17 protein-coding genes are annotated in these 20,846 nt (G+C 74.8%); 10 read left to right on the forward strand and 7 right to left on the reverse strand.

Annotation, left to right across the window (positions count from 1 at the left end; translation table 11 throughout):
* Window positions 1-35 precede the first annotated feature (35 nt).
* From ACWIZO_RS04265 to ACWIZO_RS04290, 6 genes are all read left to right on the forward strand, one after another.
* Window positions 36-764, forward strand: coding sequence for a response regulator transcription factor (locus ACWIZO_RS04265; RefSeq protein ID WP_448641278.1), 729 nt, complete (start codon window positions 36-38; stop codon window positions 762-764).
* Window positions 761-2,371, forward strand: a complete 1,611-nt coding sequence (locus tag ACWIZO_RS04270; RefSeq protein ID WP_448641279.1) for a sensor histidine kinase — start codon at window positions 761-763, stop codon at window positions 2,369-2,371. Before ACWIZO_RS04265 ends, ACWIZO_RS04270 begins: the two co-directional genes overlap by 4 nt.
* Window positions 2,361-3,092 (forward strand): PaaI family thioesterase, encoded by a 732-nt coding sequence (locus ACWIZO_RS04275; RefSeq protein WP_448641280.1) that lies wholly within the window; start codon window positions 2,361-2,363, stop codon window positions 3,090-3,092. Before ACWIZO_RS04270 ends, ACWIZO_RS04275 begins: the two co-directional genes overlap by 11 nt.
* A complete protein-coding gene (locus tag ACWIZO_RS04280) occupies window positions 3,089-3,814 on the forward strand; it encodes an inositol monophosphatase family protein (RefSeq protein WP_448641281.1) in 726 nt (241 codons plus the stop codon). The genes ACWIZO_RS04275 and ACWIZO_RS04280 overlap by 4 nt, the downstream gene beginning before the upstream one ends.
* Before the next feature lie 46 nt (window positions 3,815-3,860).
* On the forward strand, window positions 3,861-4,769 hold the full coding sequence (gene cysD / locus ACWIZO_RS04285; protein WP_446757541.1) for a sulfate adenylyltransferase subunit CysD: 909 nt from the start codon (window positions 3,861-3,863) through the stop codon (window positions 4,767-4,769).
* A gap of 187 nt (window positions 4,770-4,956) precedes the next feature.
* Window positions 4,957-6,939: a hypothetical protein gene (locus tag ACWIZO_RS04290; RefSeq protein ID WP_448641282.1), complete on the forward strand. Its 1,983-nt coding sequence runs from the start codon at window positions 4,957-4,959 to the stop codon at window positions 6,937-6,939.
* A 39-nt stretch (window positions 6,940-6,978) separates the two neighbouring features.
* Here ACWIZO_RS04290 and ACWIZO_RS04295 read toward each other — a convergent pair whose 3' ends face one another.
* A complete protein-coding gene (locus ACWIZO_RS04295; RefSeq protein WP_448641283.1) occupies window positions 6,979-7,227 on the reverse strand; it encodes a hypothetical protein in 249 nt (82 codons plus the stop codon).
* Between the two features lie 100 nt (window positions 7,228-7,327).
* Here ACWIZO_RS04295 and ACWIZO_RS04300 point away from each other — a divergent pair, with 100 nt between their 5' ends.
* The gene (locus ACWIZO_RS04300) at window positions 7,328-8,638 is read left to right on the forward strand and encodes a sulfate adenylyltransferase subunit 1 (protein ID WP_448641284.1); all 1,311 of its coding nucleotides are present in this window, start codon (window positions 7,328-7,330) and stop codon (window positions 8,636-8,638) included.
* A 25-nt stretch (window positions 8,639-8,663) separates the two neighbouring features.
* Here ACWIZO_RS04300 and ACWIZO_RS04305 read toward each other — a convergent pair whose 3' ends face one another.
* From ACWIZO_RS04305 to ACWIZO_RS04325, 5 genes are all read right to left on the reverse strand, one after another.
* Window positions 8,664-9,494: an FAD binding domain-containing protein gene (locus tag ACWIZO_RS04305; RefSeq protein WP_448641285.1), complete on the reverse strand. Its 831-nt coding sequence runs from the start codon at window positions 9,492-9,494 to the stop codon at window positions 8,664-8,666.
* A 73-nt stretch (window positions 9,495-9,567) separates the two neighbouring features.
* Complete coding sequence (locus tag ACWIZO_RS04310) at window positions 9,568-10,071, reverse strand: (2Fe-2S)-binding protein (RefSeq protein ID WP_448641286.1); 504 nt, start codon at window positions 10,069-10,071, stop codon at window positions 9,568-9,570.
* A complete protein-coding gene (locus tag ACWIZO_RS04315; protein WP_448641287.1) occupies window positions 10,071-12,347 on the reverse strand; it encodes a xanthine dehydrogenase family protein molybdopterin-binding subunit in 2,277 nt (758 codons plus the stop codon). The genes ACWIZO_RS04310 and ACWIZO_RS04315 overlap by 1 nt, the downstream gene beginning before the upstream one ends.
* A 441-nt stretch (window positions 12,348-12,788) precedes the next feature.
* Complete coding sequence (locus tag ACWIZO_RS04320; RefSeq protein ID WP_448641288.1) at window positions 12,789-12,962, reverse strand: hypothetical protein; 174 nt, start codon at window positions 12,960-12,962, stop codon at window positions 12,789-12,791.
* 90 nt (window positions 12,963-13,052) lie between these two features.
* A complete protein-coding gene (locus ACWIZO_RS04325; protein ID WP_448641289.1) occupies window positions 13,053-13,472 on the reverse strand; it encodes an ATP-binding protein in 420 nt (139 codons plus the stop codon).
* 203 nt (window positions 13,473-13,675) lie between these two features.
* On the opposite strand from ACWIZO_RS04325, the gene ACWIZO_RS04330 reads away from it, so the two are divergent.
* Entirely contained in the window at window positions 13,676-14,095 is a 420-nt protein-coding gene (locus ACWIZO_RS04330; protein WP_448641290.1) for a hypothetical protein, read from the forward strand.
* A gap of 18 nt (window positions 14,096-14,113) precedes the next feature.
* Here the strand turns inward: ACWIZO_RS04330 and hrpA are convergent, their stop codons facing one another.
* Entirely contained in the window at window positions 14,114-18,088 is a 3,975-nt protein-coding gene (gene hrpA, locus ACWIZO_RS04335; protein WP_448641291.1) for an ATP-dependent RNA helicase HrpA, read from the reverse strand.
* A 248-nt stretch (window positions 18,089-18,336) separates the two neighbouring features.
* On the opposite strand from hrpA, the gene ACWIZO_RS04340 reads away from it, so the two are divergent.
* Both ACWIZO_RS04340 and ACWIZO_RS04345 read left to right on the forward strand, forming a co-directional pair.
* Complete coding sequence (locus ACWIZO_RS04340) at window positions 18,337-18,858, forward strand: MarR family winged helix-turn-helix transcriptional regulator (protein WP_448641292.1); 522 nt, start codon at window positions 18,337-18,339, stop codon at window positions 18,856-18,858.
* On the forward strand, window positions 18,855-20,762 hold the full coding sequence (locus ACWIZO_RS04345; RefSeq protein WP_448641293.1) for an MDR family MFS transporter: 1,908 nt from the start codon (window positions 18,855-18,857) through the stop codon (window positions 20,760-20,762). Before ACWIZO_RS04340 ends, ACWIZO_RS04345 begins: the two co-directional genes overlap by 4 nt.
* Window positions 20,763-20,846 lie beyond the last annotated feature (84 nt).

Raw genomic sequence — 20,846 nt, forward strand, 5'->3', positions numbered from 1 at the left:
TGACGACGGCAGCCAGGCGTCCCACGGGAGAGGTCGTGACGGGGACCCGCACCTCACGAGGCACCACCCCGGAGGCACGCCTCCTGGTGGTCGACGACGAGCCGAACATCCGCGAACTGCTCTCGGCCAGCCTCCGCTACGCCGGGTTCGAGGTCGCGACGGCGTCCGACGGGCAGCAGGCGCTGCTGTTGGCGTCGTCCTTCCGCCCCGACCTGCTCGTGCTCGACGTGATGATGCCGGGCCTGGACGGCTTCGGCGTCGTCCGGCGGCTGCGCGAGAGCGGCCGGCACACGCCGGTGCTGTTCCTCACCGCGCGGGACGCGGCCGAGGACAAGGTCTCCGGCCTCACCCTCGGCGGCGACGACTACGTGACCAAGCCGTTCAGCCTCGACGAGGTGCTGGCGCGGATCCGGGCGGTGCTCCGGCGCAGCACGGGTCAGCAGCGCGCCGTCGAGAGCTCCCGGCTGACCTTCGCCGACATCGAGCTCGACGAGGAGTCGCACGAGGTGGTCAAGGCGGGCACCGTCGTCAGCCTGTCCCCCACGGAGTTCAAGCTGCTGCGCTACCTGATGGCCAACGCCGGTCGGGTGCTGTCCAAGGCGCAGATCCTCGACCACGTGTGGAACTACGACTTCAACGGCGAGGCGAACGTCGTGGAGTCCTACATCTCCTACCTGCGGCGCAAGGTCGACACCACCGAGCCGCGCCTGCTGCACACCATCCGCGGGGTGGGCTACACCCTGCGGCTGCCACGCGGCGCGTGAGCACGGCGACCAGCTCGCGGCGCAACCGCCTGTCGCGGGTCCCCCTGCGCGTCACGCTGGTCGCCCTGCTGCTCGTGCTGGTCGCCGTCGCGCTCAGCGCCACCGGCATCACCGCCGCTTCGCTCCTGCAGCGCTACCTCGGGCAGCAGCAGGACGCGGAGCTGAGGAACACGCTGCGGGACTTCAGCGACGACCGCGGGATCCTGGCCGCCTGCTGGACGCGGGAGGAGCAGGAGCGCTTCACCGGGCCCGGGACCTACTTCGCGTGTCTCGCCCCCGGGAGCGACGAGCCGCTGGTGCTCGCCGGGCCACTCTCGGACGACGAGCTGCCGGACCTCGACGCCGCCGCCCTCGACGCCCTGGTCGACCGCGGCCCCGGTCCGCGTGGCCCCGATGACGTGCCGGCGATCACGGCGACCACGGTGGCCTCCGCCGACGGCGACCGGGCCTGGCGGGTCACGGCCACCCGGCTGCCACAGGGACTGATCCTGGTGGCGGGCGGCGACGTCGACCGCGACGACCGGGTGATCGGCCAGCTGGTCGCGATCGAGGTCGTCGTCGGGCTGATCGTGCTGGCGCTGCTCGGGCTGGTCGGCTACTGGCTGGTGCACAGCAGCCTGCGCCCGCTGGCCGCTGTCGAGCGCACGGCGCAGGCGATCGCGGCCGGCGACCTGTCGCAGCGCGTGCCCGCCGGGGACGGCCGCACCGAGGTCGGCCGGCTGTCGCAGGCCCTCAACGGCATGCTGGCCCGCATCGAGAGCTCCTTCCGCTCCCAGCAGGCCTCCGAGGAGCAGGCCCGCGCCTCGGAGGAGCGGATGCGGCGGTTCGTCGCCGACGCCAGCCACGAGCTGCGCACCCCGCTCACCTCCATCCGCGGCTTCGCCGAGCTCTACCGGCAGGGTGCGGTCGCCAGCCCCGAGGAGACCGCCCGGCTCATGCAGCGGATCGAGAGCGAGGGGTCGCGGATGGGCGTACTGGTCGAGGACCTCCTGCAGCTCGCGCGCCTGGACCAGCAGCGGCCGCTGACGATCACCCCCGTCGACCTGGCCGAGGTCGCCGCCGATGCCGTCCACGACGCCCGGGTGCTGCAGCCCGACCGGCCGGTCGACCTGCGCCTGGACGAGTCGCTGACCGAGGTGCCGGTGGTGCTCGGTGACGAGGCCCGGCTGCGGCAGGTGGTGGGCAACCTGGTGACCAACGCGCTGGTGCACACCCCGCCCACGGCCGCGGTCACCGTCTCCCTCGGCGAGGACACCAGCGACGGCGGCGACCGGGTGGTGCTGCAGGTGGCCGACGAGGGCCCCGGCATGCCCCCCGAGGACGCCGCCCGGGTGTTCGAGCGGTTCTACCGCGCCGACGCCTCGCGCAGCCGCGTCGGCGGGGGCACCGGCCTGGGCCTGTCGATCGTGGCGGCGCTGGTGGCCGCGCACGGCGGCGACGTCGCGCTGGACACCGCCCCGGGCCGGGGCGCGGTCTTCACCGTCCGGCTGCCGCGCTCGGGCCCGGCCGTGCCGGACGCCGCGGTCCCGGCCGCACCGCAGGAGCCGCCCGGGCCCGGCCGGCCGTCGTCCGGACGCCCCGGGCTACCGTCCGCGGGTGACTCCTGACCTCGAGGGCGCTCCCTACGACCCCGAGCTGATGGCCGCCGTCGCCGACCTCGGCGAGGCCCTGCGCGGCCTGGTCGACGCCTCGGTGCGCACCACCGTGCCGCCGTCCGAGCTGCGGGACGTGGCCGCCGTCGTCCGCGCGGCCCGGGAGCGGCTGGCCGTCCGCAGCCGCCCGGCGACCCGGCTGTCCGAGCTCGACGACCCGGTGACCTTCCGCCGCGTCTACAACCCGGTGAACGGCGTGGGCAGCGCGCTGGCGCCGCCGGTGCACTTCCGCTCGGCGTCCGACGACGGGGAGGACGGCGCCGTGGTGGCCGAGACCTCCTTCGGGCTGGCCTACGAGGGGCCGCCCGGGTTCCTGCACGGCGGGATGAGCGGCCTGGTGATGGACCAGGCCCTCGGTGCCGCCGCCATCCGCGCCGGGCTGTGGGGCATGACGGCCCGGCTCGAGCTGGACTACCGCCGTCCGGTGCCGCTGGACACGCCGGTCGTCCTGCGCGCCGCGGTCGCCGAGAGCGCGGGCCGCAAGGCCGTCGTCACCGGCACCATCGCGCTGGCCTCGGCGCCGGGCACCCCGCTGGTGGAGGCCCGCGGCCTGTTCGTGCTGCCCCGGGAGGAGCTGCGCGCGGCCTACTTCGCGGAGATCACCGACGCCTCCGGCCGGCACGCCCCGCCGTCGCGCCCCACCGACGCGACCGCGCCGTCGGGAGCCCGGACGTGAGGGACGTCGAGGTGGCCGCCGCCGCGGCGCGGGCGGCCGCCGACGTGCTGGTGGAGCTGCGCGCCGGCGGTCTGAGCGGCCGCGCGCTCGGCGACGCCGGCGACGCCGCCGCCCAGACCGCGATCGCCCGGGTGCTGGCCGCGCACCGGCCCGACGACGTCGTCTTCAGCGAGGAGGCCGCCGACGACCGCAGCCGGCTGACCGCGGGGCGGGTGTGGATCGTCGACCCGCTCGACGGCACCCGCGAGTACGGCGAGACGGACCGGTCCGACTTCGCCGTGCACGTCGCCCTGTGGGCCGGCGGAGGACTGTCCGCGGCCGCGGTGGCGCTGCCCGCCGTCGGCGAGGTCCTGGTCACCGACCCCGCCCCGGTGCTGCCCCCGGCGGACGCGCGGCCCCCGCGGATCGCGGTCAGCCGCACCCGCCCACCGGCGCAGGCCGACCGGGCCGCCGAGGCGGTCGGCGGGGAGCTCGTACCCCTCGGCTCGGCCGGCTGGAAGGTCACGGCCGTGGTGCGCGGCGAGGTCGACGCCTACGTGCACGCCGGCGGCATGTACCAGTGGGACTCCGCCGCCCCGGTCGCCGTCGCCCGGGCGGCGGGGCTGACCGCGCTGCGGCTGGACGGGACGCCGCTGCGCTACAACGACCCCGACCCCTCGCTGCCGGACCTGCTCGTGTGCCGTCCGGAGCTGGCCGGGGACCTGCTCGCCGCCGTCCGCTGAGGGGGTCGGGCCGGGTCGCCCGGTCCGCGTGGCGGACACTGGAGCCGTGACGACCCCCGACTACCGGCTCACCCAGCTGGAGACGCTGGAGGCGGAGTCCATTCACGTGATCCGCGAGGTGGCCGCCGAGCTCGAGCGTCCCGTGCTGCTGTTCTCCGGCGGCAAGGACTCCATCGTCATGCTGGAGCTGGCCCGCAAGGCCTTCGCCCCGGCGCGCATCCCGTTCCCGGTGATGCACGTCGACACCGGGCTGAACTTCCCCGACGTGCTGGAGTTCCGCGACAAGCGGGTCGCCGAGCTCGGCGTGCAGCTGGTGGTCGCCTCGGTGCCCGACGCGATGGCTCAGGGGCTGGTCAAGGAGGAGCCCAACGGCTCGCGCAACCGGATCCAGACCCCGGTGCTGCTCGACGCGGTCGAGGAGCACGGCTTCACCGCGCTGTTCGGCGGAGCCCGGCGCGACGAGGACAAGGCGCGCGCCAAGGAGCGGGTGTTCTCCTTCCGCGACGAGTTCGGCCAGTGGGACCCCAAGAACCAGCGCCCCGAGCTCTGGGACCTCTACAACGGCCGGATCCACCTCGGCGAGTCGATCCGGGTGTTCCCGCTGTCGAACTGGACCGAGCTCGACATCTGGCAGTACATCGCCCGCGAGGGCATCGCGATCCCGCCGCTCTACCTCGCCCAGGAGCGGGAGGTCGTCGAGCGCCAGGGGATGCTCTACGCGGTCAACGAGTTCATCCGCCCCCGGGACGGCGAGCACGTGTTCCGGGAGACGGTGCGCTACCGGACCGTCGGCGACGCCAACCTCACCGCCGCGGTGCGCTCCCGGGCGCGGACGGTCGAGGAGGTCATCGCCGAGATCGCGGTGACCCGGCTGACCGAGCGCGGCGCGACCCGCGGCGACGACAAGGTCAGCGACGCGGCGATGGAGGACCGGAAGAAGGAGGGCTACTTCTAGAAGGACCTCGGTGCCCCCACGCCTCGCTCCGCTCGGCGCGGGCCCCTGCACCGAGGCCGTTCCAGCACGTCACGAGCTCGCGGCGGGGCCCTGCAGGGAGGCCATCCGCCCGCCCGCGACGCCGTCGTACGGTCTCGTGACCGGGACGTGCTCCGAGCGCGGACCGGGGACCGACCAGGAGGCGTCGATGAGCAAGGTGCGCAGGATCGTCGTGGCGGCCGTCCTGGGCGCCCTCGTGCTGGCCGGAGCGGTCGCCGTCCCCTCCTCCGCCGCGGCGGCCCCGGGTGACGTCGGGTACGAGGACCAGTCGTTCACCGGCGCCCCCAACCCGCCGACGGCCGACAAGCCGCAGAGCAAGCTGTGGTTCCACGACGGCTCCTGGTGGGGCGTCCTGTTCGACTCGGTGTCCCGGACGTGGCACATCCACCGCCTCGACCGCTCGACGCAGACCTGGGTGGACACCGGCGTGCGCGTCGACGACCGCCGGGAGACCTCCTCCGACGTCCTGTGGGACGGCACGAAGCTGTACGTGGCCACCAACTGGGTGGCGGTGTCGAACACGACGGCGCCCCAGGCCTCGGTCGGCGGCCGGCCGGCCCGGCTGTACCGCTACAGCTGGTCGCCGGCGACCAGGACCTACACCCTGGACGCCGGGTTCCCCACGGCGATCAACGACAACTCCAGCGAGTCGCTCACGATCGCGGAGGACACCACCGGGACCCTCTGGGCGACCTGGACGCAGGTGCGCGGCTCGTCGGCCACCGGCTGGTCGTCGTCGGTGTACGTCAACTCGGCTGCCGACGGCGGCGCCACCTGGGGGACGCCGGCCGTCCTGCAGGCGACCAACGCCAACAGCGCCGTCTCCCCCGACGACATCTCGGCCGTGGTGGCCTTCGGCGGCAACCGGGTGGGCGTCCTGTGGGGCAACCAGGCCGACGACACCGTGTACTGGGCCGTCCACGTCGACGGGACCGCCCCCGGTCAGTGGCAGGGGTCGGTGGCCGTCCGCGGCCGGGGCCAGGCCGACGACCACGTCAACGTCCGCTCGCTGCAGTCCGACCAGGCCGGGCGCGTCTATGCGGCGGTGAAGACCAGCCTCGAGGAGCTGCCGACCTCGGCGCCGACCGACCCGATGATCCAGCTGCTGCAGTTCAAGCCCGGCACCGGCGCGTGGACGGTGACGACGATCGGCACGCTGGCCGACTGCCACACCCGCCCGCAGGTGCTCCTCGACGACCAGCAGCAGATGGTGCACGTGGTCGCCACCGCGCCGAGCAGCGGCGGCTGCCCCGCCTCGGGGACCCCCGGGACCATCTACACCAAGTCGGCGCCGATGGCCGACCCGGTGTTCCCCGCCGGCCGCGGGACGCCGATCATCCGGGACGCCGACTCGGCCGAGATCAACAACGCGACGACGACCAAGCAGGCCGTCAACGCCGGCACGGGCATGGTCGTGCTGGCGAGCAACACCGTGACGAAACGGTACTGGCACGCCGACCTGCCGCTCGGCACCGCGCCGGCGCCGCAGCCGGGCACGGTGACCGCCGGGGCCGCGAGCACCGCCACGAGCACCGCTGCGGTCACCGACGTCACCGTCGGCCGGCCGGTGGGCGTGGTCACCGGCGACGTCCTGGTCGCCGAGGTCAACGCCGACAAGGCACCCGCGATGGCGGGCGTGCCGTCCGGCTGGCAGCCGGTCGTCGCGCCGCTGGCCGTCAACGGCCTGGCGACGACGTTCGTCTACGTCCACGTGGTGGCCGACGCCGCCGCCGAGCCGGCGAGCTACACGTGGCGGCTGTCGACCGCCCAGAAGTGGAACGCCGGGATCACCGGCTTCCACGGCGTGGACACCGCCACCCCGTTCGACACCCCGGCGACCACCGCCGTCGACCCGTCGGCCTCCTCGACCGGCCTGACCGTGCCGGGTCCGACCACGGTGACCCCCGGCGCGATGGTGGTCGGCGGGGTGGGCCCGAACAGCACCTCGGCCACCGTCGCGCCACCGGCCGGGTGGACGGAGTCCTTCGAGGCCACCACCGCGCAGGTGGCCGAGATGGCGTACCGGTCGCAGCCGACCGCCGGCGCCACCGGCGACCTGCGCTGGACGTTCGACAAGGGCGCGGACTCCGTCGGCTGGGCCCGCGCCCTGCGCCCGGCCGCCCGGGCCTGAGCGGGGACCCGGGGAGGCCGCGCGCCGTCCGCGACGAGGTCAGAGCCGGGGCGCCGGACCCGGCTGCCCGCTGCTCCTGGGCGCACGCCCCCTGGCGGCCCGGCGCCGGGCGGCCCGGCGCCGCCGGCGCAGCAGCGCCCACACGGTGACGGCGAGCAGCAGCAGCCCGGCAGGCCAGGCCACCGCCTCGGGGGCGGGGACGCCCAGCGCCTCGGCGACCGCGTAGGCGAGGGCGTAGCCGAGCGAGACCACCAGCAGCGCCGGGACCAGGACCACGAACCCGCCCACGCCGTCCCCTCCCCGCCGGCCAGCGTGGCCGTGCGCACACCAGCGTCCCCCGATCCGGCCCCGGACGCTGCCGTCCGCTCCCGGCTGGGACGATGAGGGCATGTCCGAGCCAGTCGTCGACGTCCACTCCCCCGCCGCCGAGCAGGCGGCCGAGCTCGCGACGGCGCGCAAGGACATCCTCCGCATCGCGACCGCCGGCTCGGTCGACGACGGCAAGAGCACCCTGATCGGGCGGCTGCTCTACGACAGCAAGGCCGTGTTCGAGGACCAGTACGAGGCGATCGAGCGGGCCAGCAAGGGCGACTTCGTCGACCTGGCGCTGCTCACCGACGGCCTGCGCGCCGAGCGGGAGCAGGGCATCACCATCGACGTCGCCTACCGGTACTTCAGCACACCGCGGCGCACGTTCATCCTGGCCGACACCCCCGGCCACGTGCAGTACACGCGCAACATGGTCACCGGCGCCTCCACCGCCGACCTCGCCATCGTGCTGGTCGACGCCCGCAAGGGGATGCTCGAGCAGAGCCGCCGGCACGCCTTCCTCGCCTCGCTGCTGCGGGTGCCGCACCTGGTGGTCGCGGTCAACAAGATGGACCTCGTCGACTGGTCACAGGACACCTACGAGTCGATCGCCGACGAGTTCAGCGCGTTCGCGGCCAAGCTCGACGTCCCCGACCTGACCGTCGTCCCGATCTCCGCGCTGCACGGCGACAACGTCGTCACCCGGTCCGACCGGGCGCCGTGGTACCAGGGGCCCTCGTTGCTGCACCACCTCGAGCACGTGCACGTGGCCAGCGACCGCAACCTCGTCGACGTCCGGTTCCCGGTGCAGTACGTCGTCCGGCCGCAGTCCGACGCCCACCACGACTACCGCGGGTACGCCGGCACGGTGGCCAGCGGCGTCCTGCGCCCCGGCGACGAGGTGCAGGTGCTGCCCAGCGGCCTGACGACGACGATCGCGGCGATCGACGGCCCGCGGGGCCCGGTCGAGGAGGCGTTCGCGCCCATGGCGGTCACCGTGCGGCTCACCGACGACCTCGACGTCTCCCGCGGCGACCTGCTGTCCCGGCCGGGCAACGTGCCGCAGGCGACGCAGGACCTCGACGCCCTGGTCTGCTGGATGGCCGACGAGCCGCTGCGGCCGCGCCAGCGCCTGGCGGTCAAGCACACCACCCGCACGGTGCGGGCGGTGGTCAAGGAGCTGACCTACCGGCTCGACGTCAACACGCTGCACCGCGACCTCGAGGCCACCGGGCTGGGCCTCAACGACATCGGCCGGGTGAAGCTGCGGACCACGCAGCCGCTGTTCGTCGACGACTACAACCGCAACCGGGTCACCGGGCGGTTCATCCTCGTCGACGAGGCGACCAACGCCACCGTCGGCGCCGGGATGCTCCCGCCGCACCGCTAGGCGGCGCGGCGGGAGCGGCCCGGGTTCAGGCGGCGGCCGCCACTCCCCCCGACGCCTTCTCCAGCGCCCGGCGGGTGAGCAGCCGGGCCAGGTGCCGGCGGTACTCCTGGTCGGCGTGCATGTCCGCGCCCGGGCTGGTGCCCTGATCGGCCAGCGCCGCGGCCTCCTCGATGGAGGCGCCGCGGGCCAGGGCCTCCTCGGTGGCGGTGGCCCGCACGACCGAGCCGGCCATGTTGGCCAGCGCCACCCGGCCGTCGACCGCGGCCGCGGAGACGATCGGCCAGTCGTTGGCCCGGCGGGTGAACTTCTCGTAGGCCCAGCCGACCGAGCCGGTCCGCGGCACCCGGATCTCGACGATCAGCTCGTCGGGCTGCAGGGCGGTCTCGAAGAAGCCCAGCCAGAACTCGGTGATCGGGATCTCGCGGCGCCCGCCCGGGCCCTGCGTGACGACGGTGCCGCCGAGGGCGAGCAGCGCCGTGGGCAGGTCCGACGCCGGGTCGCTGTGCGCGACCGTGCCGCCGAGGGTGCCGCGGTGGCGCACCTGCGGGTCGCCGACCTGGGCGGCCACGTAGGGCAGGATCGGCACCTCCGCGGCGGCGACGGCGTCCCTCTCCAGCTCGTGGTGGCGGGTGCCCGCACCGATGGCGACCTCGTCCCCCTCCACCCGCACGTAGGACAGGTCGGGGATGCCGCTGATGTCGATCAGCACGGACGGGATGGCCAGCCGCAGCTTCATGATCGGCAGCAGCGAGTGGCCGCCGGCGAGCAGCTTGGCGTCCTCGCCGTGCTCGGTGAGCGCGGCCACGGCCTCGTCCACCGACCGCACCCGCACGTACTCGAACTGCGACGGGATCACTCGTCCTCCTCGCTGGCGCTCGTCGGGCTCGTGACCCGGGATGCTCTGTTCCTCCACGACCTCGCGAGCTCGGTCATGCGTCCACCCCCTGCGCCTGCGGCACCTGGCCGGCGGCCGGGCCGGCCTGGGCGGCGGACCGCACCGCCCGGACGATGTTGTGGTAGCCGGTGCACCGGCAGAGGTTGCCCTCCAGCCCCTCGCGGACCTCGCGGTCGGTGGGGTCGGGGTTGTCGGCCAGCAGGCCGACCGCCGCCATGACCATGCCCGGGGTGCAGAACCCGCACTGCAGGCCGTGCTCCTCGCGGAAGGCCCGCTGCACGGGGTGCAGCTCGCCGTCCGGTCCGGCCAGGCCCTCGAGCGTGGTGACCTGCGCACCGTCGGCCTGGACCGCCAGCACGGTGCACGACTTCACCGACAGCCCGTCGACGATGACCGTGCACGCGCCGCAGGAGGTGGTGTCGCACCCGATGTTGGTGGCCTTGAGCCCGCGCACCTCCCGCAGGTAGTGCGCCAGCAGCAGCCTCGGTTCGACCTCGTCGGTCCGCTGCTGCCCGTTGACGGTGATCGAGACCTGCATCAGTTGCCTCCCCGTGCCTGCTGGATGGCCCGGAACACCCGCATCGGGGTGGTGGGCATGTCGATGTGCCGGACGCCGAGGTGGGCCACCGCGTCGATGACCGCGTTCTGCACGGCCGGTGTGGCGCCGATCGTCCCCGCCTCGCCGATGCCCTTCGCGCCCAGGGCGTTCATCGGGGTCGGCGTGGCCATCTCGACCAGCTCGAAGCTGGGCAGCTCGGTGGCCGAGACGAACGGGTAGTCGGCCAGGGTCGACGTCGTCGGGTTGCCGTCCTCGTCGTAGAGGACCTCCTCCAGCAGCGCCTGCGCGACGCCCTGGGCGTAGCCGCCGTGCCGCTGCCCCTCGGCCAGCAGCGGGTTGAGGATGGTGCCGGCGTCGTCGACCGCGACCAGCCGGCTCACCTCGGCCTTGCCCGACTCGACGTCGACCTCGGCGACCACCACGTGGGCGCCGAAGGGGAACGTCGGGGCCGCGGCGGTGAACCGGGTCTGCACGAGCAGCGGCTCGTCGCCGGCCAGCTCGGCGAAGCTGACCCCCGTCCCCGGCGTCCCGCGGACGGCGAGCCCGGCGACGCCCAGGTCGACCACGAGGTCGCCCGGGGCGACCTCCAGACGTTCCGCGGCGCGTTCCCTGGCCAGCTCGACGAGCTCGACGGCCGCCTGGTGCACCGCCGCGCCGCCCTGCTGCAGACTGCGCGAGCCCATCGTGCCGCCGCCCTGCGGGATCAGGTCGGTGTCGCCGTGGATGACGGTGATCTTCTCGATCGGGATGCCGAGCTGGTCGCTGGCGATCATCGCCCACGCCGTGGCGTGCCCCTGGCCGTGCGGGGAGGTGCCGGTGAGCACGGTCGCCGTCCCGTCCGGGTGCACCTCCAGGGAGGCGGCCTCGCCGGTGCCCGCGCCGTTGTCGGCGCCGGTGATCTCGACGTAGACCGACATCCCGACGCCGAGCTGCCGGACGTCCCCGCGCTCCCGGCGCCGGGCCTGCTCGGCCCGCAGGTCGGCGTAGCCGGCGACCTCGAGGGCCTTGTCCAGGGCGGCGGTGTAGTCGCCGGTGTCGTAGGTGGCGCCCATCGGGGTGGTGTGCGGCTCGTCGAACGCCGGCAGCAGGTTCTTCCGGCGGACGTCGGCCGGGTCCATGCCGATCTCGGCGGCGAAGCGGTCGATCGCCCGCTCGAGTGCCGCGGTCGCCTCCGGCCGTCCGGCGCCGCGGTAGGCGCCGATCGGCGTCGTCGTGGTGGCCAGGGCACGGGCCTGGGCGTGCACCTTCGGGAAGCCGTAGACGCCGGGGGCCATGAGCATGGTCAGGGTGGGCAGCACCGCGCCGATCCGCGGATAGGCGCCGCAGTCCTGGTCGAACACGATGCTGTACGCCTCGACCGTGCCGTCCCGGCGTCCGCCGATGGTGACCACCTGGTCCTGGCCCCGGCCGTGGAGCATGCCGATCATGTTCTCCGAGCGGCTCTCCGCCCACCGCACGGGCCGGCCGACGTGCTTGGCCAGCCACGCGACGAAGGCGTACTCGGGGTCGGCGCCGATCTTCGCGCCGAAGCCGCCGCCGACGTCTGGGGTGATCAGGTGGATCAGGTCGGGGTCCATCCCCAGCCAGTCGCCGAACTGCCCGCGGGCCTGCTGGGCGCCCTGGTTGGTGCACCAGGCGGTGAGCCGGCCGTCCTCGCTCCAGGCGGCGGCCGCGGCCCGGCCCTCCAGCGGCACCGGCGCCACCCGCTGGTTGACCATCGGCTGGGTGACGACGACCTCGCAGCCGTCGAAGAAGTCCGCCGGCGCCGGCTCGCCGAACGCAGCCATCACGTTGGTGCCCGCCTCGGGGAAGAGCAGCACCTCGTCGGAGGCCGCCGCGGCGGTGCCGACGACCGCCGGCAGCGGGTCGATGTCGACCGCGACCATCTCGGCGGCGTCCTCGCCCTGGTAGCGCTCCTCGGTGAGGACGACGGCGATCGGGTCGCCGACGAAGCGGACGCGGTCCGACGCCAGCCAGGGCCGGGTCATCGCGGCGTTGATGAACGGGAAGGGCGGTGGGATCGGGACGAGGTCGGCGAGGTCCTCGGCGGTGACGACGGCGACCACGCCCGGCGCCTCGCGGGCGTCGGAGGTGTCGACCGACAGCAGCCGGCCGTGGGCGACGGTGGACCGCACGAAGGTCGCGTGCAGCGCCCCGGCGAGCCGCTCGTCGGCCAGGTCGTCGGTGTAGGTGGCCCCGCGGGTGAGGAACAGCGGGTCTTCGGTGCGGACGACGCGGGTGCCGAGGATGCTCATGCGCTGACCTTCCGTGGGACGGCGGGAGACTCCGGTCACTATTTCGGACGTCATCCCGCTCCGCCAGCCACGCGCGGACGGGCGCGCCGCCGGCGGCAGCGCGCTGCGGCCTCCCACCCGTCGCGCGCCGGGCGGGAGGCCGCCCGCCGACCCCCGCCGGGTCCTGCCGCGGTCCCGCCGCGGTCCCGTCCGGAGGCTCACCCCGAGCTCGCGAGGGGTGAGGGGGACGGGCGGCCCCCCTGCAGGGTCCCGCTGCGAGCCTGCGAGTGGCGGGGGGCAGGTGGCCCCGTCCGGAGGCTCACCCCGAGCTCGCGAGGGGTGAGGGGGACGGGCGGCCCCCCTGCAGGGTCCCGCTGCGAGCCTGCGAGTGGCGGGGGGCAGGTGGCCCCGTCCGGAGGCTCACCCCGAGCTCGCGAGGGGTGAGGGGGACGGGGTCCTTCCTCAGGCCGGGTCGTCCGGCGGCGCGGGGGTCTCGCTCGCGTCGCCGTCCCAGTCCTTGCCGGCCTTGTAGGCGTGGCCCGAGGCGCTGTCGGTCTGGCCGGCGACGGTCTCGATCATCTCCTCGTCGCTCAGGCCCTCGCCGGCGGCCTCGGTGTGGCTGGTGGGCTCGCTCATCGCGTCTCCTCCGTCGGGTGTGTGGGGTCCTCCCAGCCCTCCCCGGCGGCCTCCTGCCCCAAACGCCGACCCCGGACGGCGGTCCCGGTGTCAGGCGATCTCGGACGGTGGCCCCGGGTGTCGGTCGGTCCCGGAGCCGATGACGAACCAGACCCGCTTGCCGCCGTCGGCGTCCTCGACACCCCAGCGGTCGGCGATCGCCTCCACGATCTGCATGCCGCGGCCCCGCGGCTGGTCGCCGCGCAGCGCGCCGACGACGGGGCGCACGGCCGACCCGTCGGCCACGGCGATGCGCAGCCAGCCGTCGGAGAACTCCAGCTCGAGGGACAGGACGCTCTCGCCCCCGACGTGGTCGACGACGTTGGCGACCAGCTCGGTGACCAGCAGGGCGACGTCCCCGTCGTCCTGGGGAGCTCCCCAGGCCCGCAGCACCTCGTGCACCAGGTGACGGGCCGCCGGGACACTGCCCGCTGTCGGGAGGAGGTCGACGCGGGTGGTGAGTGTCGACACGAGGCTCGTCTCCCAGCGACCGCCGGGGCAGTCGGTTGCGCATGACCGGATCGGCGGCGACCCTCCCAGTTCCGCACAAGCCTGGCAACCCGCCTTGCGTGCAAGTCGCCTTGCATGCCACAGGCCTTGCATGCAATGGGCATTGCGGTCGGTAGGGTGCAGCCGTCCGGCGGGTCGGCCGCCGACGGCGCGGAGGGGGTCCGGTGGAGGCGAGTGCGGAGACGCCGGCGGCGGACGAGCGCGGGCCCCGGAAGGCCGCGGTCGGCGAGGACACCGCGGTCAGGGCGCTCGAGCAGCTGCTCCACGAGATCGACCGCTGCGCCGTCGAGCTGCAGGGCGCCCGGGAGCGCGCGGAACTGCTGCTCGCCGAGCGGCGGGCCGGGCACAGCTGGCTGGAGATCGTGAGCGCGGAGGCCCGCCCGCTGGTCGTCGAGCGGATCTCGACCGTGCTGTCCTCCCTCTCCGGCGCCGGGTCGTCCTGGCGGCGCGCCCAGGCCCGGGCCCTCCAGCAGGAGCGGGTGAGCATCAACCGCATCGCCACGCTGTTCGGTGTCACCCGCCAGCGGATCTCCGCCCTGCTGCGCGAGGGCGCGCCCCGCACCCCCGACGACGCCGTCGGCTGAGCCCCGGGGACCGGCCCCTCAGGGCGTCAGCGCGTCGATCGCCTTGTGGACCCGCTGCTCCGACACCGGCCGCGGGGTGCCGACGACCTGCGCGAACAGGCTGACCCGCAGCTCCTCGACCATCCACCGGACGCGGGTGACCGGGTCGTCCGGAGCCCCGGTGGAGGGCACCTGCCGGCGCAGCTGCTCGTACTCGGCGGTCACCGCGGCGACCTGCTGCGTCCACAGCTCGTCGCGGACCGCGTTGGCCGGCAGCTTCTCCAGCCGGTGCGCCATCCCCTGCAGGTAGCGCACCAGGTCCGGCAGCCGCCGGCGGCCGGCGTCGGCCACGAAGCCGCGGTGCAGCAGCCCGCCCATCTGCCGGCGCAGGTCGGCGATCGCCGCGTCGGGCACCCGGCGGCCCGGCGCGGCACCGATGGCGACGGCGACCTCGCGGGCCTGGGTGAGCACCGCCTCGACCCGGCGCACGGTGTCCTGCGTCAGCGGCAGCAGCTGGTGCTTCGCCGTCGTCACCAGCGCGGCGAAGCCGGCCTCGTCGCGCGGCGGCCCGCCGGCGGCGGCCAGCAGCTCGTCGGCGACGGCGTCCACGCAGTCGTCGACCAGCGCGGGGATCTCGCCGTCGGGGTTGAACTGCAGGGCGAGCCGGGTCCTCGGCGACAGGCCCTTGACCACCTGCCGCGCCGGTGAGCCGGCGACCAGCACCAGCAGGCGCCGCGCCCCGCGCCAGGTCAGCCGGGTCGCCTCGACCTCGGTCGACACCACCCGGACGCCGACCGTCGCGCCCTCGTCGACCAGCGTCGGGTACGCGGTGACCACGTGCCCGCCGCGGCGGACCTCGACGGTGCGCGGCAGCTCCCCGATCGTCCAGGCGGTCAGCCCGGTGCGCTCGACGTCGGACGCCGCCGCGGCCAGGCTGGCCCGGGCCTGCGGCGCCACCGCGGCACGCAGCGCGGCCAGCTCCTTGCCCTGGGCCAGGGTGCGGTTGCGCTCGTCGACCACGCGGAAGGTGGCCCGCAGGTGGTCGGGCACCTGCGCCGGCGCCCAGGCGTCCGGCGGGACGACGACGCCGGCCGACCGGCGCAGCTCCCGCTCGAGCGCCGGCAGCAGCGGCTCGGCCGGGTCGATGCGCGGCAGCACCTCCCGGACCCGGTCGGGGATCGGCACCAGCGCGCGGCGCAGCTGCTTGGGCAGCGTCCGCAGCAGCGCCGTCACCAGCTCCTCGCGCAGGCCGGGCACGGTGAACGCCAGCGACTCCCCCGACGTCCGCTCGGCGACGGTGTCGAGGACGGCCAGCGGGACGTCGACGGTGACGCCGTCCTGCGGCGTGCCCGGCGCGAACGCGTAGGACAGCGGGAGGGTCAGCCCCTGGGTGAGCGGCACCTCGTCGGGGAAGTCCTCGACGCGTACCTGCCCCGCCGCGGCCGCGTTGGTGAGCACCTGCGGGGTGAGGGTGAGCAGGTCGGGGGTCTCCCGTCGCGCCTGCTTCCACCACCGGTCGAAGTGCCGGGTGGAGACGACGTCGGCCGGGATGCGGGCGTCGTAGAGCTCGAAGACGGTCTCGTCGTCGACCCGGATGTCGCGGCGGCGGGCCCGCTCCTCCAGCTCGGCCACCCGCTGCAGGGCCCGCTGGTTGTCGGCCCAGAAGCGGTGGTGCGTCGTCCACTCGCCCTGCACGAGGGCGTGCCGGATGAACAGCTCGCGGGACACCACCGGGTCGATCGAGCCGTACTGCACGCGCCGGCCGACGACGAGCGGGATGCCGTGCAGGGTGACCCGCTCGGTGGCGACGACGGAGCCGCGCTTGGCGTCCCACCGGGGCTCGGAGTACTCGCGCTCGACCAGGTGCCCGGCGAGCCGCTCGACCTCCTCGGGGTCGATCCGGGCGACCGTGCGCGCGAACAGCCGGCTGGTCTCCACCAGCTCGGCGGCCACCACCCAGCGCGGCGGCTTCTTGGCCAGCGGCGTGCCGGGGGCGATGACGAACCGGGCGCCGCGGGCGCCGAGGTACTCCCGGCCGCCACGCCGCCGGTCGCCGTCCCGCTGCTGCGCCCCCTGCCCACCCCGCCGCCCCGACGGTCCCTCCAGCTGGAGGCCGACCTGGGAGAGCAGGCCGGACAGCAGCGCGGTGGTGATGCCGCGCTCGTCGGGCTCGGCGGCCGGCGAGCCGGGGGTCATGCCGAGGCGGCGGGCGGTGCCGCGCAGCTGGCCGTGCAGGTCCTGCCACTCGCGGATGCGCAGGTAGTGCAGGAACTCCCGCTTGATCGTTCGGCGGAACGCGCTGCCCGACAGCGCCTCCTGCTGCTCGGTGAGGTACCGCCACAGGTTGAGCAGGGTGAGGAAGTCCGAGTGCTCGTCGGCGAAGCGGGCGTGCGCCTGGTCGGCGGCCTGCTGGTGCTCGGCGGGCCGCTCGCGGGGGTCCTGGATGGTCAGCCCCGCAGCGATCACCAGCACCTCCTCCAGCACACCGCGCCGGTCGGCCTCGACCACCATGCGGCCCAGCCGGGGGTCGAGCGGGAGCTGCGCCAGCGCGCGGCCGGTGTCGGTGAGCCGGCCGCGGTCGTCGAAGGCCCCCAGCTCCTCGAGCAGCGCGCGGCCGTCGGCGACGGCACGCCGGTCCGGGGGGTCGACGAACGGGAAGTCCTCGACCGCACCGAGGTCGAGCGCGGCCATCTGCAGCAGCACCGAGGCCAGGCTGGTGCGCAGGATCTCCGGGTCGGTGTACTCCGGCCGGCCGTCGAAGTCCTCCTCGGTGTACAGCCGGATCGCGATGCCCTCGGCGACGCGGCCGCAGCGGCCGGAGCGCTGCCGCGCCGAGGCCTGGCTGATCGGCTCGATGGGCAGTCGCTGCACCTTGGTGCGCGCGCTGTACCGGGAGACGCGGGCGGTGCCGGGGTCGACGACGTAGCGGATGCCCGGCACGGTCAGCGACGTCTCGGCGACGTTGGTGGCCAGCACGACGCGCCGTCCGGTGTGCGGCTGGAACACCCGGTGCTGGTCGGCGGCCGACAACCGCGAGTAGAGCGGCACCACCTCGACGCCGGGGAACCGCTCGGTGAGGACGTCGGCGGTGTCGCGGATCTCGCGCTCGCCGGCGAGGAAGACCAGCACGTCGCCGGACCCCTCGGCGGCCAGCTCCTCGACGGCGTCGCCGATCGCGGTGACCTGGTCGCGGTCGGGGTCGGCGTCCGGGTCGTCGGGGTCCACCACGGGGCGGTAGCGGACCTCGACCGGGTACGTGCGGCCACTGACCTCGACGACGGGCACGTCGGCACCGTCCGCGGAGAAGTGCTTGGCGATCCGGTCGACGTCGATGGTGGCCGAGGTGATGACGACCTTGAGGTCGGGGCGGCGGGGCAGCAGCTGGGCGAGGTAGCCCAGCAGGAAGTCGATGGTGAGGCTCCGCTCGTGCGCCTCGTCGACGATGATCGTGTCGTACTGGCGCAGCAGCCGGTCGCGGGCGATCTCGGCCAGCAGGACGCCGTCGGTCATCAGCTTGACCAGCGTGCCGTCGCCGACCTGGTCGGTGAACCGGACCTTCCAGCCCACCGCCCCGCCGAGGGGGGTGTCGAGTTCCTCGGCGATGCGCTCGGCCACCGTGCGCGCGGCGATCCGCCGCGGCTGGGTGTGCCCGATCCGCCCGCGCACGCCGCGGCCGAGCTCCAGGGCGATCTTGGGCAGCTGGGTGGTCTTGCCCGAGCCGGTCTCGCCGGCGACGACGACCACCTGGTGCTCGCGGAGGGCGGCGGCGATGTCGTCGCGGCGCGCGCTGACCGGCAGCGCCTCGGGGTAGGTGACCGCGGGGACGGCGGCGCGGCGGCGGGCGATCCGCTCCTCGGCGGCGGCGACGTCGGCGGCGACGTTCCCGAGCGCCCGCTCGCGCGCGGCCTCGTCACGGGTCCGGCGCAGCGCCTCCAGCCGGCGGCCGAGCCGGTGCTCGTCGTCGAGGGTGAGCCCGGTCAGCCGCGCGCGCAGGTCGTCGGGCGGGGTGCTCACGCAGGTCTCCTCATCGTGGTGGCGGGCCGGTGCGGGGGCGCCCCGGTGGTGCGCACGCGGCGGCGGGGAGGCCGCAGACCTCGCGGGTGACCCGTCCACCGACGGGTATCCCCTCCCCAGGATCCCACCGCACCCGACGGGTGGGACGTGTCCCGCCTCACTTGCATGCGCCGTACAACTGGTTGCTTGTCCCGGACAACGGGTTGTACGGTGCACATGTTCCCACCCCCTCGTCTCCCGGAGGTCCCGTGCCCTCCTCCCCCGCCGCGCCCGGGTCGACGACGCTCCCGGACGACCGGCTCGCCGAGCTGCGCACCCTGGGCGAGCAGCTCCCCCGCTTCATCCGGGTGATCCACGCGCTCAAGGCGCAGGCCACCGAGGGACGCGACCGCGCCGCGCTGGTGCTGCTCTTCCCGCTGGTCCGGCTCGGGCCGCTGCGGCAGGGTGCCCTGGCCGAGCTGGTGCACGCCGATCCGTCCACCGTCAGCCGTCACGTCGCGGTCCTCATCGAGCACGGGCTGGTGCAGCGCGTCGCCGACCCGACGGACGGCCGGGCCAGCCTCCTCGTCGTCACCGAGGCCGGACGGGACGCCCTCGAGCAGCTCCGCACCGAGCGCGAGACCCACCTGGCCCGGGTGACGGCCGAGTGGTCCGCGGCGGACCTGCACGCCCTCACCTCCCTGTTCGGCCGCCTCGTCGACGACCTCGCCGGGTCCCTGCCCACCGAGTCCGCCGCGCCGACCGCCCCGTCCCCGAGAGAGAGCTCATGACCCAGACCACCCGCACCAGCGCGGCCGAGCGCCAGGACGCCCGCGCGGCGGCCGCCGCCCCCGCGGACGACGGCGCCTTCACCCACCGGCAGATCCTCACGATCATCGCCGGCCTGATGGTCGCGATGTTCCTCGCGGCCCTCGACCAGACCGTCGTCGCCACGGCCATCCGCACCATCGCCGACGACCTGGACGGCTACGACCTCCAGGCGTGGGCGACGACGGCGTTCCTCATCACCTCGACGATCTCCACGCCGCTCTACGGCAAGCTCTCCGACATCTACGGCCGGCGGCCCTTCTACCTGTTCGCCATCGCCGTCTTCGTCCTCGGCTCGGTGCTCTGCGGCATCGCGAGCTCGATGTACGAGCTGGCCGCCTTCCGGGCGGTCCAGGGCATCGGCGCCGGCGGGCTCATGTCGCTGGCCCTGGCGATCATCGGCGACATCGTGCCGCCGCGGGAGCGCTCCCGGTACCAGGGCTACTTCATGGCCGTCTTCGGCACCTCGAGCGTCCTGGGCCCGGTCATCGGCGGGTTCTTCGCCGGTCAGACGTCCCTGCTGGCCCTCGACGGCTGGCGCTGGATCTTCTTCATCAACGTGCCGCTCGGCATCGTGGCCTTCGCCGCCGTCTTCCGGGTGCTGCACCTGCCGCACGAGCGCCGGGACCACCGCATCGACTGGCCCGGCGCCCTGGCGCTGATCACCTTCATCGTGCCGCTGCTGGTCGTCGCCGAGCAGGGCCGCATCTGGGGCTGGACGTCGACCCGCGCCCTGGTCTGCTACGCCGTCGGCGCGGTCGGCCTGGTGCTCTTCCTGCTGGCCGAGCGGGCCTACGGCCGTGAGGCGCTGCTCCCGCTGCGGCTGTTCGGCAACCGCAGCTTCAGCATCGCCACCGCGGGCAGCGTGGTGGTGGGCGCGGCCATGTTCGGCGGCCTGCTGCTGCTGCCGCAGTACCTGCAGATCGTGCACGGGTCCAGCGCCACCGTCGCCGGCCTGCAGATGATCCCACTGGTCCTCGGCATCATGATCGGCGCGATGAGCTCCGGCGTCGCGATCTCCAAGACCGGCAAGTACAAGGTCTTCCCGCTGGCCGGCACCGTGCTGATGGCCGCGGCGCTGGTGTCGCTGTCCTTCGTCGTCGGCGCCGAGACGTCGATCTGGACGCTGGTGCCGTTCATGATCATGCTCGGCATCGGGCTGGGCTTCAACTTCCAGCCGGCCGTCCTCGCCGTGCAGAACGCCGTCCCGCCGAGCGAGATGGGGGTGGCCACCTCGTCGGTCACCTTCTTCCGCCAGATGGGCGCCACGGTCGGCACCGCCGCGTTCCTCTCCGTGCTGTTCAGCCGACTGCCGGTGGAGATCGAGTCGGCGCTGACCTCGGCCGCGGCCAGCGACCCGCGGGTGGGTCAGGCGCTGCAGAGCGGTCGGCTGCAGGGTGGCAGCGGCGACCTGTCGGACACGTCGTTCATCCAGGACCTGCCGTCGTTCCTCGCGCTGCCGTTCAAGACCGGGTTCTCGAACGCGATCGACCTGGTCTTCCTCATCGCCGCGTGCGCAGCGGCGGTCGGGTTCATCGTGTTCCTGTTCCTGCCGCAGCTGGCGCTGAGCAACAAGTCGGGCATCCAGGCCCGTCAGGCGGCCGCCCAGACCGCCGGCGAGCCGGAGGCCGACGCCGCCGGTGAGCAGGCGGCCCAGGCGGCGGGCGCCGCGGCCCCCACCTCCACCCCGCCGCCGGCCGGCCGGCCGGGAGACGCCGTCGCGGACGGCGGCGCACCGGAGGACGAGGGTGCCGCCCACCGCCGGCGGCAGGCCGGCCGGCACGAGGCGGCCGGCCACGTGCCCACCGGCCTGGCCTCCGTCCCCGCTGACCAGCTGGGGGACGGCGCCGGCCGACCGCGCGACTGAGCACCCACCCACGACGCAGGCCCCTCCCCGCACCCGCGGGGAGGGGCCTGCGTCGTCCTCGGCGGTGCACCGTGACGGCCACCG

It is taken from the genome of Geodermatophilus sp. URMC 63 (genome assembly GCF_053502565.1).

What these genes read in the sequence shown, in the direction of transcription:
- ACWIZO_RS04290 (WP_448641282.1), top strand. Translation starts at nt 4,957, where the DNA reads ATGAGCAAGGTGCGCAGGATCGTCGTGGCGGCCGTCCTGGGCGCCCTC.
- ACWIZO_RS04300 (WP_448641284.1), top strand. Translation starts at nt 7,328, where the DNA reads ATGTCCGAGCCAGTCGTCGACGTCCACTCCCCCGCCGCCGAGCAGGCG.
- ACWIZO_RS04310 (WP_448641286.1), bottom strand. Translation starts at nt 10,071, where the DNA reads ATGCAGGTCTCGATCACCGTCAACGGGCAGCAGCGGACCGACGAGGTC.
- ACWIZO_RS04315 (WP_448641287.1), bottom strand. Translation starts at nt 12,347, where the DNA reads ATGAGCATCCTCGGCACCCGCGTCGTCCGCACCGAAGACCCGCTGTTC.
- ACWIZO_RS04320 (WP_448641288.1), bottom strand. Translation starts at nt 12,962, where the DNA reads ATGAGCGAGCCCACCAGCCACACCGAGGCCGCCGGCGAGGGCCTGAGC.
- ACWIZO_RS04345 (WP_448641293.1), top strand. Translation starts at nt 18,855, where the DNA reads ATGACCCAGACCACCCGCACCAGCGCGGCCGAGCGCCAGGACGCCCGC.